We start from the raw sequence: 13868 nt of genomic DNA on the forward strand, positions 1-13868 counted from the left end.
GGCCGACACCCCCCGAGATGCCGGTGCTTGCCAGCATCGCACGCTTGGTGGTTGGCGACTTCATCGGCATTCTGACCCTTGCGCCGCTCGCGTTGCTGTGGACACGACGGACCAGCAACGCCCGGTGGACGTCAGGCTTTGCCCCGCCTGCACTCGCCGCCCTGACGATGATGGCGATGATTGGTCTGTATGCCGCACAGCTGCCCCTGGACGAAGTCAATGCCAAGACGTCGATGCAGCTGCTGATGGCGCTGCCAGTCGTCGTGCTTACCTGCCTGTACGGCTGGCGAGGTGCGGCGATCGGAGTGCCCTCGCTCAACCTGATCATCGGCCTCACCACGCCCAGTCCCTACACGGGAGCATTCGATCCAGCCGCCTTCGCGACCCAGCAGATAATGGCGGTCACCGGCGCTGCACTGTTGGTGCTGGGGTCGCGCATTACCCACTACTACCACCGTTCGCGATTGGGCGAAGTGGGTGAAAGGGATGCGCTCAAGCATGCGCGAAATTCACTGGTGGCAAGCGAGCTAGATCTCCGCGAGCGCGCGCGGCACCTGAGGAAACTGGGGGACGGTATCGACACCTCGCTCAGCGAGGTGGTGAACTGGCTCAATGCTCAGGGCCATCCCACTATAGCGAACAGCCTTCTGCACATGGCTTCGGTCCATTCGCGACAGTTCAGGGAACAGACCAGCATGGTCTATCCGGCCGCGTTGGAACATCTCGGGCTCTATGTCGCCCTCCAGGCCGGCGGCGTACGTGAAAGCTGGGACCTGAGCCATCGGGTGATGCGCCCTCGCCTGCTCGGCGATCCCTGCCAGCTCAGCGTCGGCCTGCAGCTAGCCGCCTATCGCGCACTCACCGATGCTGTTTCGCTGTTGATCAACAGTGAATCAGGCCAGATCCGCATCCGCGTACGTTGCGGCCAGACAGGCGGACGCCGCGGCATCCTGATGACGGTCGCACTACTGGATTCATACCGCAACCTGTCACCGTCCACCGTTACCGCCACGGTCGAGCGCTTGGCTGGCCGGACGATTGCGTATGGCGGGACAGTGCAGTGCCATCGGAACCGGATACGGATGGCGATGGTGGAAACGGATGATTCCGCCGCCCTCGGCATGGCATCGTTCAACGCGATGGATCACGTAACGGCCTTCGGGCAGGGAAACTCGCAGACCCAGACCTGACGCCCGGGGTCTGCTCGGCCGCGTCCATCGTGGCAATCGCAGCGGCGCGGAGACCCCGACGCCGCTGCGCTCCTCACTGTCTTTACGGTGTTTCGACCGACCAGATAACGTCGCTGCCGCTGCGGTAACGCACCAGCGAGAAATCACTGGCGCTGTAGATCTGCGAGCGGGTGGCACCTGCCGGTATCTGGATCTGCTGCTGGGGCAGCGAAACCCGGGCCGCGTTGTTGCCTGCCGGCAGCACCCAGTATGTGCCTCCAGCATTGCCGATGATCAACTGCACGTTTCCGAGCAGGTCATTCACCTGTAGATAGGTGATCCCATCGCGCTGGAATCCAAACAGCTGCCAGCTGGGGTCTTGACTGAGATTGATCGCGGCAGGACTTGYCTGACCCAGTCCAGCAGTTGCCAACGGCTTTCCATGGAAGTCCGACGGACCGCCCGCGAATGCCGGGGCAGCGGCGAGAATCAAAAATGCAGTGGTCGCACCAAAACATGAAAATCGCACAGTGACCTCCAGGTCGAAGTTAACGTCAGGAACCTCCAGCAGATACTAACCGCTTCCCATCCAATCAATGTGCCAGGCAGCGGGTACGGACGTTTTTGTCCTAAAGTTGCACCTGAAACCGCCGCTATCGGTGCCGAGCCCTCCCACGTGAGCCACCGCATCATGCCCGTCCTGCCGCAGGCCGCTGTCGATGGCGACCTGGCCGATCCGCTGCCGCAGCGCATCCTGCTGGTGGAAAATTCCCGTGCCTTCACCGGCATGCTGCGCGAAGCCATCGAACAGCGCCTGGAGCTGCCGGTGGTGGTGGCCAGCTCGCTGGCCGAAGCCGATCGCCTGCTCAGTGAAGAAGGCGGCTGGTTCCTGGTGCTGACCGGGCTGGTGCTGGCCGATGGCGACCGCGACGCGGTGGTCGAGTTCTTCCTCAAGCGCAACCTGCCGACCGTGGTGGTCAGCGGCGTGTACGACGAGGACCTGCGCAAGCGCGTGCTGCAGCAGCAGATCATCGATTACGTGCTGAAGAACACTCCGGGCAGCATCGACTATCTGGTCTGGCTGGTGCAGCGCCTGGAACGCAACCGGCGCATCGCCGCGCTGGTGGTGGACGACTCGCCGTCCGCACGCGGCTATGCCGCCGCCCTGCTGCGCATGTACGGTCATGAGGTGTACGAGGCGGCCGATGGCAGCGAAGGCCTGGCGGCGATCGAGGCGCACCCGGCGATCCGCCTGGCCGTGGTCGACCAGGAGATGCCGGGCATGCAGGGCGTGGAGTTCACCCGCCGCCTGCGTACCCTGCGCTCGCGCGACAAGGTGGCGGTGATCGGCATTTCCGGCAATACCGATGCGTCGCTCATTCCGCGCTTCCTGAAGAACGGCGCCAATGACTTCCTGCGCAAACCCTTCTCGCGTGAAGAGTTCTTCTGCCGCGTCTCGCAGAATGTGGACCAGCTGGAACTGATCGGCACGCTGCAGGACCTCGCTACCCGCGATTTCCTCACCGGCCTGCCCAACCGCCGCTGCTTCCTGGAACAGAGCCAGCGCCAGCTGCCGCAACTGCAGCTGCATGGCCAGTGCGTGGCGGTGGCGATGATCGACATCGACCATTTCAAGCACATCAACGACACCCACGGCCACGAAGCGGGTGACGATGCGCTGCGTGCGGTAGCCCGTGCTGTCGGCGACCACGCGCGCGGCCAGGACCTGATCGCGCGCTTCGGCGGCGAGGAGTTCTGCCTGCTGGTGCCGGACATGGAACAGGACGAAGCCCTGCTCTATTTCGAGGAGCTGCGCCAGCGCATCGCCGCGCTGGAAGTGGACATCGGCAGTGCCACGCTGCGCATGACGGTCAGCATCGGCCTGTGCTGCCTGCGGCCGCAGCGTGATGCGCTGCACCGGCTGATTTCCGAGGCCGATCGCCAGCTGTACCTGGCCAAGGCCGGAGGCCGCAACCGGGTCAGCTGCACCACGGTGGCCAGCCCGCTGCGCCCGCGCGAGGCTGCGCTGTCCTGACAGGCATGCCTTGATCCAGATCAACGCCGCCCGTGGGCGGCGCCTCTACAGTCGGCCCCGACATCAGCATGAAGGGGAGCCGGGGATGGCACTACTGGTCTGGCAGGACGATCTGAACATCGGCATCGATGTGATCGATCAGCAACACCGCCGCATCATCGAAATGCTCAACCACCTGCACGTGGCGCAGACCAGCCTGCAGCGGGCAGCGGTGGGCGAAGTGATCGACGAGGTGGTGGACTACACCATGTCGCACTTCGCATTCGAAGAAGAGCTGATGGAGGAGGCAGGCTACCCGTTCTGTGCCGCGCACAAGCGTGTGCATGAGGTCTTCATCAAGCGGGTATCGGAATACCGCATGCGCTTCCAGGCCGGTGAGGACATCAGTGACGAGTTGCGCACCATGCTCTCGCGCTGGCTGTTCAACCACATCCGCGGCGACGACCAGGCCTATGCCGAACAGGTCAAGCAGCACCTGAACCAGTTTGCCCGCGAGCACCAGAGCGGCGGCTGGCTGGGCCGCACGCTCAAGCGCTTCTTCGGCTGATCAGCGCTGGCGGCGTTGCAGGGCGAGCAGCGCGCACAGGGTGATCACTGCGGTCAGGCTCAGGTAGTAGCCGACCGCGACCAGCCCATAACGCTCGGCCAGCCAGGTCGCCAGGTACGGCGCCGGGGCTGCGCCCAGAATGCCGGCCAGGTTGAACGACAGCGAGGCACCGGTGTAGCGCACTTCCACCGGATAGATTTCGGCCAGGAACGTGCCGCACGGGCCGTAGGTCAGCCCCATCAGGAACAGGCCCAGGCACAGGAACGTCAGTACCAGCCACGGGCTGCCGGCCTGGAACAACGGCGCGAACAGCACACCGAAGCCGATGATCAGCAGGCTGGCGATGGCCATCGTGCGGCGCGTTCCCCAGCGATCACCGTAGCGTGCCGACAGCGGAATGCCGGCGGCGAAGAAAAGCATCGCCACCATCTGCATCAGCAGGAACTGCTCGCGGCTGTAGCCGAGCACGGCGGTGCCATGGCCGAGGCTGAATACCGTCATCAGGTAGAACAGCACGAAGGTGGCGAACGCACCCAGCGTGCCCAGCAGCATCGGCAGCGGATGGTCGCGCAGCACCGTCCACATCGGCAGGCGCACCGRCGCCTTGCGCTCCAGCGCGCGCTTGAAATCCGGTGTCTCGTGGATGTTCAGCCGCACCCACAGGCCAAGGCCGACCAGCAGCGCGCTGGCAACGAACGGAATGCGCCAGCCCCATTGCAGGAAATCGTCCTGGCCCAGAAAGCGACCGAGCAGCAGAAAGATGCCGGCTGACAGAAGGAAGCCGATCGGTGCACCCAGCTGCGGGAACATGCCGTACCAGGCGCGCTTGCCCGGTGGTGCGTTCTCGGTGGCCAGCAGCACCGCCCCACCCCATTCGCCGCCCAGGCCCAGCCCCTGGCCGAAGCGGCACAGCGCCAGCAGTGCCGGCGCCCACAGGCCGATCTGCGCATGGGTGGGCAGCAGGCCGATGGCGACCGTGGACAGGCCCATGGTCAGCAGCGCGGCCACCAGGGTGGCCTTGCGGCCGATACGGTCCCCGAAGTGACCAAACACCRCCGAGCCCACCGGGCGTGCGATGAACGCCACCGCGAAGGTGGCCAGGGACTGCAGCAAGGCGGCCTGGTCGCTGCTTTCCGGGAAGAACAGGTGCGGGAACACCAGCACCGCGGCGGTGGCGTAGATGTAGAAGTCGAAGAACTCGATGGTAGTGCCGATCAGGCTGGCCAGCAGGACACGGCGGGGAGAATTCACGGGTGGCGCGGCAGCGGTGATCGTCGACATCGGCAAGGCGGGTAACGGCGGATCGACCGATTCTGCCACGCTTGGCCGCCCCGCCGGGGCAATGGTTTCAGGCGACACCGACGCCAACGAATTCTTTCCGGGGGGCCGCTACGCTGCACCACCGGTCCCTGCATGGATGCTTCACCGATGAGTTCTGCCGCCCCGCAGTCATGCTCCGATTCCCCGCTGCTGCCTCGCCTGGCTGCATGGCTGGCGGTGCTGCTGGTGCATCTGCTGATGCTGTGGTGGCTGTTGCATGCGGGGCGCATCGCCTTGATCGCACACGACAATTCGCGGATCAGCCTGCGTTGGCTGCCGCCGGAAGCGCCGCCGATGAGCCCTCAGGTTGTCGATGCATCACGGCCGTCGGCTGCGCCGCACCAGATTCCGCACGCCCCCGCGCTTCCTACTGCGCAGGCCGAGCAGCGCTCAGCGCATGTCGATCGGCAACGCAGCGCGGCTGCGCGCAACCAACCACTGAATCTGAGGCTGCCGGCTGGCAGCATCGATGGTGGCGATGGCATCACTGCCGAGGGTGTGGCCGCAAAGCTGATCGGCCGCCGTGAGGTGCATGCGGCGTTCGCCCCCCGTCGCCCACCTTTCCGGATCCACCGGCAAATGACGCCCGAGCAGATCCTGCAGGGTGTTGCCCAGATGCTCGGCACCTGGCCACCGGGCTACATGGTTGACCCGTGCACGCTGGGCCAGCAGGACATGCACTACTTCCAGAACGCAGTGGAGGAAGTGGACCGGCAGTTGCTGCGCGAGGCGGTGCTGCAGGTCAGTGCAAGCTGCCGGTAGCGCGGTCTACAGCTGGATCCAGGTGGCCTTGATCTCGCTGTACTTGTCGAAGGCGTGCAGCGACTTGTCACGACCGTTGCCGGACTGCTTGTAGCCACCGAACGGTGCCGTCATGTCACCGCCATCCCAGCCGTTCACCCACACGCTGCCCGCGCGCAGTTGGCGGGCTACGCGATGGGCGCGTCCAAGATCCCGCGTCCACAGGCCGGCGGCCAGTCCATAGCGACTGTCGTTGGCCAAGCGCACGGCCTCGGCTTCGTCATCGAAGCCGAGCACCGCCAGCACCGGGCCGAACACTTCCTCGCGGGCCAATGCCTGTTCCGGGCGTACCTGGTCGAACACCGTCGGCTGCACGTAGCAACCGCCCGCCTCCACTTCGGCTCTCTGGCCGCCCAGCAGCAGGCGCGCGCCATCGGCTTCGGCCCGGGCGATGTCGGCCAGTACCTTGTCCACGTGCGCGGCATCGACCAGCGCCCCCATCGGTGCATCGGCCTCCAGCGGATGGCGGGGCTGCATGCGTTGGCCGTAGGCGATCACCTGKTGCACGAAGTCATCGCGGATCGAACGCTSSACCAGCARSCGCGAACCGGCGGTGCAGACTTCGCCCTGGTTGAAGAAGATGCCCTGCGCCACGCCCTTGGCGGCTGCATCCAGGTCCGGCGCGTCGGCGAACACCACGTGCGGGCTCTTGCCACCGCATTCCAGCCAGACCCGCTTGAGGTTGGAGCGCCCCGCGTATTCGAGCAGCCTGGCGCCGGTAGCGGTGGAGCCGGTGAAGGCCAGCACGTCCACGTCCATGTGCAGGGCCAGCGGCTCGCCCACGCGTGAGCCGTGACCGGGCAGCACGTTGAGCACGCCGTCCGGCAATCCCGCTTCGGCCGCCAGTGCGGCCAGCCGCAACGCACTCAGTGGCGAGCGCTCGGAGGGTTTCAGCACTACTGAATTTCCCATCGCCAATGCCGGCGCGATCTTCCAGCACGCCATCAGCAGCGGAAAATTCCACGGCACGATGGCCGCCACCACGCCTGCGGCCTCGCGCGTGACCAGGCCCAGCTCGTGCGGACCGGTGGGGGCGATTTCACCGTACAGCTTGTCCACCGCTTCAGCGGTCCAGGTCAGGCAGCGCACCACGCCGGGAAGATCGATGCGACGCGCATCGCKGATCGGCTTGCCCATGTCCAGCGTTTCCAGCAGGGCCAGCTCATCGGCGTGCGTCTCCACCAGCGCGGCCAGCGCCAGCAGCACGCGCTTGCGATGGGCGGGGCTGGCCTGCGACCAGTGGCCTGCCTCGAACGCGCAGCGCGCCGAGGCCACCGCACGCTCGACGTCCTGTGCATCACAGTCGGCCACCGCACCCAGTACACGCCCGTCGATCGGGCTGATGCAATCAAAGCGCGCGCCGCTGGCGGCATCCACGTAGCGGCCATCGATGAACGCTTGCGCAGGAATCGCCACGCGGCTGCGCAGGGCCTGCCAGTGGCTGCGGTCGGGGAAGTCGGCCATGGGTCGCTCCAGCAATCAACGTTCCTTGTTTATACCGGCGCGGCCGCGACCCCACCGTGATCGACCGCGCTGCGCGCTCGCCGGGCCATGCCTGCCGACAGAACCGTGACGCGGCTGCGCTAGAGTCGCACCCATCGGACCCGACGGAGCCGGCATGAAAACCCCTGCAAGCGACCTGCACGACCTGGCCACCCAGCGCCCCGATTCACTGGACGCGTACTGGATGCCGTTCACTGCCAACCGCCAGTACAAGGGCGCGCCGCGCATGCTGGTACGTGCCGAGGGCATGCACTACGAGGACGTCGATGGGCGCGCCATCCTCGATGGCACCGCTGGCCTGTGGTGCTGCAATGCAGGGCACGCGCGCCGACGCATCGTCGAAGCGATCGCCGAGCAGGCCGCCACCCTCGATTACTCGCCGGCCTTCCAGATGGGTTCGCCGCCGGCCTTCGCCCTGGCGCAGCGATTGGCGGCACTGGCCCCGGCCGGGCTGAACCACGTGTTCTTCACCAGCTCGGGTTCGGAGGCGGTGGATTCAGCGATGAAGATCGTGCTGGCCCACCACCGCCTGCGCGGCGAGGGACATCGCACGCGTTTCATCAGCCGTGAGAAGGCCTACCACGGGGTCGGCTTCGGCGGCATGGCACTGGGCGGGCTGCCCAACAACCGCCGCCAGTTCGGCCTGCAGCTCGGCGGCGTGGACTACCTGCGGCATACCCTGGACCTGTCACGCAATGCGTTCAGCAAGGGCCTGCCACGCCAGGGCGCAGAGCTGGCCGACGATCTGGAACGGCTGATCGCCCTGCACGATCCGTCCACCATTGCCGCGGTGTTCGTTGAACCCATCGCCGGCTCGGCCGGGGTGATCCTGCCGGCGCCGGGCTATCTGCAACGACTGCGCGAGATCTGCGACCAGCACGGCATCCTGCTGGTGTTCGATGAGGTCATCACCGGCTTCGGCCGGGTTGGCATGGCGTTCGCCGCACAGCGTTTCGGGGTCACCCCGGACCTGTTGACCTTCGCCAAGGGCGCCAGCAACGGCGCGGTGCCGCTGGGAGGCGTGCTGGTCGGCGACAGCGTGCATGCCAGCTTTATGCAGGGTCCGCCACAGGCCATCGAGCTGTTCCATGGCTATACGTATTCGGGCCACCCCTTGGCCTGCGCGGCGGCGTTGGCCACGCTGGACATCTACGCCGAGGAACGGTTGTTCGAGCGCGCGATCGAGCTGGGCGAATACTGGCAGGAGCGCCTGCACGCCCTGCAGGGGTTGCCGAACGTGATCGACATCCGCAACTTCGGCCTTGTCGGTGCGGTGGAGCTGGCACCGCGCAAGGATGCCCCCGGCAGCCGTGGCTACGAGGTGTTCCGCCGCTGCTTCCACGACGGGCGCCTGCTGGTCCGCTGCACCGGCGACATCATCGCGTTGTCACCGCCGCTGATCGTGGACAAGGCACAGATCGACCGGATCACCGGCACCCTGGGCGAGATGATCCGGGCCACCGCCTGAGGCCAGGGAGGTGCTGGCGAGCGGGTACAATGGGCGGTTCCGCTCCTGCCTGTTGCCGTGCCCATGAACATCGTCGTCAAAGAAGAACTCAAGGCCTACATCGACCCGCTCACCGCCGACGAACACGAGGCGCTGGAGCGCAGCATCCTCGCCGAAGGCTGCCGCGATGCGCTGGTACTGTGGGGCGACGTACTGGTGGATGGACACAACCGCTTCGGCATCTGCCAGAAGCATGGACTGCCGTTCAACACCGTGCAGAACACCCGCTTCCAGAGCATGGAAGACGTGCACCTATGGATGATCGAGCAGCACCTGGGCCGGCGCAGCGTTTCCGATTTCCAGCGCGGCGTGCTGGCCTTGCGCAAGCGCGACATCCTGTCCGCGCGCAAGCAGGTCGAACAGGCGCAGCTGCAGCGCGAAAGCGACGGCACCGCCGAGCCCGCCGACGAGGCCGGTGAAGACAGCCCGCCGTGGGAACCGGCGCCGAAGATCAGCCGCGCCGAACTGGCCCGCGAAGCCAAGCTGAGCACCAGCCAGGTGGGGATGATCGAGCGCATCCACGCCCAGGCTGCGGCCGAGGTGGTGGAAGCGGTGAAGGCCGGCATGATCTCGATCAGCGCCGCCGCCGCCGTGGCCGACCTGCCGGAAGAAGAGCAGCGCGCGGCGGCTGCCGGTGGCAAGGATGAACTGAAGCAGGCTGCAAAGCGCGTGCGTGAGTCCAAGCGCAAGCCGCGTGCGCCGAAGCCTGAACCGGAGTCGGCGGAAATGGACTTCGAAGAGGCCAACGAGGATGAGATCGCCAGCCGCGATGCCGAGGTGCTGGCCGCGCTGGAGCAGCTTGGCGAGGATGCCCCGGCGCTGCGCCGCCGCGTGGTTGCCCTGACCCGCGAGAACGACACCCTGCGCGCGCAGCTGGCCCATCTGCGCAGGCAGCTGGAAACGCTCTGAGCATCCCCCGGTAGTGCCGGCCGCTGGCCGGCAGCTGCAAGGTGCTTCCAACGTTCATGGGTTGCCGGCCAGCGGCCTGCACTACCGGGTACTCACCGGCCTGCGGGTAGACTTCGGGCATGACGTCTGCCATCGATCCGCGCCGCGCCCAGCTGCGGCGCCTGAAAACCCTCGCCCTTGGCCTGCTGCTGCTGATGCTGGCGGGTTTCGCGGTCAGCCACTGGCAGGGCGAGCGCGGCATCTGGGCCTGGGTCTCGGCCTTCTGCGAGGCCGCCGCGGTTGGCGCGCTCGCCGATTGGTTCGCGGTGGTTGCCCTGTTCCGGCGGCCGATGGGCCTGCCGATTCCGCATACGGCGATCATTCCGCGTAGCAAGGAACRCATCGGCGACAGCCTGGCCTTGTTCGTGCGTGACCAGTTCCTGGAACCGACGGTGCTGCTGGCCAAGCTGCAGGTATTCGATCCAGCCAGCCGCCTCGGCAGCTGGCTGGCCGATCCCGCGCGTTCACGGATGCTGGCCGACATGGCCCGTGGCTGGGCGCTGCAGGCGCTGGACTTCTTCGATGAAGCTGCGGTGCGGCGGCAGCTGCACAGCTTCGTGGTGCAGCAGCTGAGGCAGTGGAACGCCGCTGCCACCGCCGGCGAACTGCTGGGCCTGCTGACCGCCGATGGCCGCCACCAGCGCGTGCTGGACGAAGGCCTGCAACGGCTGGGGCGTTGGCTGGAGCAACCGGAAGTGAAGGAGCGCGCCTCGCAGCTGATCGTGCGCTACATCCAGCGCGAATGGCCGACGCTGTCGAGCACGGTGAACTGGGTCAAGCCGATCGATGAGATCGGCGACAGCCTTGCCGAACGCCTGGCGCGCGCGGTGCTTGAGGAGCTGCAGCAGGTGCTGGCCGAGCCGCAGCACCCGCTGCGCCAGGACTACGAACAATGGCTGGGCAACTACGTGCAGCGCCTGCGCGAAGACCCGGCACTGGCCGAGCGCATCGAACAGCTCAAGCAGGAAATGATCGACCACCCTGCCCTGCAGGACTACGTGCAGGGCCTGTGGTCGCGCATCCATGCCAGCCTGCGCGGCGATCTGCAGCGCGAGGATTCGGCACTGGTCGGTCATCTGCAGCGCAGCCTGGCCTCGCTGGGTGACAGCCTGCAATCGGACCCGGCGTTGCGCGAGGCATTGAACCAGCACCTGCTGGAAGGCGCGCAGCGGCTCACCGGGCGCCTGCGCGAGGGCGTCACCACCCATATCGCGCAGACGGTGAAGAGCTGGGACGAGCGTCATCTGGTCGAGCAGCTGGAACTGAGCGTGGGCCGCGACCTGCAGTTCATCCGCTTCAACGGCACCCTGGTGGGTGGSCTGATCGGGCTGCTGCTGCATGCGGCTACGGTGCTGTTCCGGTTCTGAGGGGGTTCCCGGCCGGGCTGCGCCCGGCACCCGCAGAGGCGGGAGCCAGAGCAACAGCCACAGCTGGTTTCCTGCGGGATGGCAGGGCGCTGTGGGTTTGCGGGGCCGCCGTGAACCCATCCCTGGGGGCTTGGTCGCCGCATCCATGCGGCTCACACCCCRCAAACCCACAGCGCCCCGCCTTCGACCGTTTCCCCTCGATCTGCCTGGATCCACATGTTCGGGGGACGAATGGGGCTGTCACACTTGCTTAACGAAATGCGAATGCCTATCATTTACTGATCGGTTGTACGCTTAGCCAAGCGGGGCACGGAAGCACGCGCCCACCCGCCCCTTCGCCCGTGTACATCCCCCGACCACTGGGTCGCCTGCCTGCCGCAGGTGGCGCGCCGTCGATGGGAATCACGCTGGGTGACGTGCGCGGAGCGCATGGCTGCCATGGGTGCGTTTGCCATCGCCTGTTTTTTGTCCTGCATGGAATCGCACCGATGGCTTCTCCCCTGAATACTCCCCGCCCAACCCTGCTGGCCCTGGCCCTGACCGCTGTGATGATCGCTCCGCTGGCCCACGCCGATGCACCGCTCGCTGCCGATGCGCGCACGCTGGACACGGTGAAGGTGACCGCTGACGGCGAGATCGCAAACGGCTACACGGTGAAGAACACCCGCAGCGCGACCAAGCTGGATCTGTCGCTGCGCGAGACGCCGCAGTCGGTCACCGTCATCACCCGGCAACGGCTGGATGACATGGGGCTGTTCTCGTTGTCCGACGTGATGGGCCAGGTCACCGGGGTCAGCGTGTCGGTCACCGACAGCGAGCGCATCAGCTATGTTTCGCGTGGCTACACGATCGAGAACTTCCAGATCGACGGGATGCTCAACACCTTCGGTGGGTCGATCAAGACCAACACCGACAACGTCATCTACGAACGCATCGAAGTGATCCGCGGCGCCACCGGCCTGACCACGGGCGCCGGTGATCCGTCCGGCACCATCAGCATGGTGCGCAAGCGCCCCACCGACACCTTCCAGATGAGCAGCAACCTGACCGTGGGGCGCTGGGGCAACCAGCGCCTGGAAGCCGACCTGGGCGGTCCCGTGGCGTGGGACGGGCGCATCCGCGCACGCGTGGTCGCGGCCAAGCAGCAGAGCGATTCGTTCCGCGATGTCTACAAGCTCGACAAGGACGTGTTCTACGGCATCGTCCAGGCCGACTTGACCGGCAGCACCCTGTTCGAGCTGGGCTATGAATACCAGTCACCGCACACCACGGGCGTGACTTGGGGCGTGGTGCCTTACTGGGGTGCTGACGGCAACCCGGCCAACCTGCCGCGCTCGACCAATCTGTCGGCGTCGTGGAGCGAATGGCCGATCATTGAAAAGACCACCTTCGCCCGCCTCGAACAGCAGCTGGGCAGCGGCTGGTCGCTGAAGGGCAACGTCAGCCATGCCGTGCGTGATACCGATGGCAGCGTCTGGTACGGCGCAGCCGGCTACCCGCGCGCGGACGGCACCGGCGTCACCGCCTACGTCTCGCACTTCAACGAACACAGCACGATGGACGTGTTCGACGTCAACGTCGGCGGCCCGTTCCAGCTGTTCGGCCGCGAGCATGAGCTGGTGTTCGGRCTGGGCCAGTCCGTGCGCAAGGGCGAATCCGAAGCGACCAGCTTCGACACCAGCGCACCGGGCTACATGCAGGTTCCCGACTGGCGCAACTGGACCGGCAAGGTGCCGGTCCTGCCGGTGACACGCTACGGCCGTCTTTCCTCGGAAAACGAGCTGCGCCAGCGCGCCGCCTACATCGCCGCGCGCCTGCGCCTGGCCGACCCGCTGCTGGCCGTGGTCGGCGCCCGCTATGGCAGCTGGGAAACCCGACAGTGGGGCTACGGCTACGACGCCAACGGCAACCGCAACCGCACCACCCGCACCGGCTACAAGCCCGACGACACGCTGACCCCGTACGCCGGCCTGGTCTACGACTTCAATTCGATGTTCAGCGGTTATGTCAGCTACACCGACATCTTCAAGCCGCAGAACTACCGCGACCGCAACGGCAACTACCTTGAGCCGGTGGTCGGCGACATGTACGAGGCGGGCGTCAAGGCTGAATTCTTCGGTGGCCTGCTGAACGCCTCGGCCGCCGTGTTTGAAGGCAAGCAGGACAACGTGGCCGAGATCGATGATTCGGTGCCGCTGAACTCGCTGCCCGATGGCGGCCAGGCCTATCGCTCGACCGGCAAGGGCAACAAGGTGAAGGGTTGGGAACTGGAAACCCAGGGCAGCATCGGCGAGCAGTGGAACATCTCGGCCGGTTTCGCCCGTACCCGGATCCGCAACGCCGCGGGTGTGCTGCAACGGACCACCACCCCGCAGGAAACCTTCCGCCTCAACACCAGCTGGCGGCCGGGCGGCATCGAAGGCCGCTTCTGGCTGGGCGGTGGCGTGACCTGGCAGAGCCGCATCTGGAACAACAGCACCAAGCCGACGGCCGACTACCTGACCACCGGCCGCACCGAAAGTGCGCGCATCACCCAGGACGCGTTCTACCTGCTGAACCTGGCCGGTGGCTACCGCTTCAACGAGAACTTCAGCGCCCAGCTCAACATCAGCAACCTGCTGGACAAGAAGTACTACAACAACGTCGGCTTCTACCAGGGCGTGTACTGGGG

Annotated in this window: 11 protein-coding genes; 8 read left to right on the forward strand and 3 right to left on the reverse strand. The window is 66.3% G+C overall.

Translation table 11 applies throughout. The features are described from left to right. On the forward strand, window positions 1-1190 hold a 1190-nt coding region (locus AC1DJN_RS14825; RefSeq protein WP_478015163.1), incomplete at its 5' end, for an MASE1 domain-containing protein. Between the two features lie 82 nt (window positions 1191-1272). Here the strand turns inward: AC1DJN_RS14825 and AC1DJN_RS14830 are convergent. Next, window positions 1273-1602 carry a hypothetical protein gene (locus tag AC1DJN_RS14830; RefSeq protein ID WP_478039374.1) on the reverse strand — a complete coding sequence of 110 codons (330 nt, stop codon included), beginning with the start codon at window positions 1600-1602 and terminating at the stop codon, window positions 1273-1275. Between the two features lie 258 nt (window positions 1603-1860). Between AC1DJN_RS14830 and AC1DJN_RS14835 the strand changes: the two genes are divergently transcribed. Together AC1DJN_RS14835 and AC1DJN_RS14840 are read left to right on the forward strand one after the other, a co-directional pair. Beyond that, window positions 1861-3204, forward strand: a complete 1344-nt coding sequence (locus AC1DJN_RS14835; protein ID WP_032975733.1) for a diguanylate cyclase — start codon at window positions 1861-1863, stop codon at window positions 3202-3204. Window positions 3205-3289: 85 nt separating this feature from the next. After that, a complete protein-coding gene (locus AC1DJN_RS14840; protein WP_025875341.1) occupies window positions 3290-3751 on the forward strand; it encodes a bacteriohemerythrin in 462 nt (153 codons plus the stop codon). Here the strand turns inward: AC1DJN_RS14840 and AC1DJN_RS14845 are convergent, their stop codons facing one another. Beyond that, window positions 3752-5032, reverse strand: a complete 1281-nt coding sequence (locus tag AC1DJN_RS14845) for an MFS transporter (protein ID WP_478039375.1) — start codon at window positions 5030-5032, stop codon at window positions 3752-3754. Between the two features lie 147 nt (window positions 5033-5179). Here AC1DJN_RS14845 and AC1DJN_RS14850 point away from each other — a divergent pair, with 147 nt between their 5' ends. Further along, window positions 5180-5833 carry a hypothetical protein gene (locus AC1DJN_RS14850; RefSeq protein WP_235189913.1) on the forward strand — a complete coding sequence of 218 codons (654 nt, stop codon included), beginning with the start codon at window positions 5180-5182 and terminating at the stop codon, window positions 5831-5833. 6 nt (window positions 5834-5839) lie between these two features. Here the strand turns inward: AC1DJN_RS14850 and AC1DJN_RS14855 are convergent, their stop codons facing one another. After that, window positions 5840-7336, reverse strand: a complete 1497-nt coding sequence (locus tag AC1DJN_RS14855) for an aldehyde dehydrogenase (protein ID WP_478039376.1) — start codon at window positions 7334-7336, stop codon at window positions 5840-5842. A gap of 154 nt (window positions 7337-7490) precedes the next feature. On the opposite strand from AC1DJN_RS14855, the gene aptA reads away from it, so the two are divergent. The 4 genes from aptA to AC1DJN_RS14875 form a co-directional block, all read left to right on the forward strand. Then, complete coding sequence (gene aptA, locus AC1DJN_RS14860; protein ID WP_032975670.1) at window positions 7491-8843, forward strand: omega-aminotransferase AptA; 1353 nt, start codon at window positions 7491-7493, stop codon at window positions 8841-8843. 63 nt (window positions 8844-8906) lie between these two features. Further along, window positions 8907-9791, forward strand: a complete 885-nt coding sequence (locus tag AC1DJN_RS14865; RefSeq protein WP_025875352.1) for a ParB N-terminal domain-containing protein — start codon at window positions 8907-8909, stop codon at window positions 9789-9791. 119 nt (window positions 9792-9910) lie between these two features. Next, window positions 9911-11197: a DUF445 domain-containing protein gene (locus tag AC1DJN_RS14870; protein ID WP_478039377.1), complete on the forward strand. Its 1287-nt coding sequence runs from the start codon at window positions 9911-9913 to the stop codon at window positions 11195-11197. A 488-nt stretch (window positions 11198-11685) separates the two neighbouring features. Further along, the coding region (locus AC1DJN_RS14875; RefSeq protein WP_478039378.1) for a TonB-dependent siderophore receptor at window positions 11686-13868 on the forward strand (2183 nt) is incomplete at its 3' end.

Source organism: Stenotrophomonas sp. 05L414_2, from assembly GCF_056397905.1.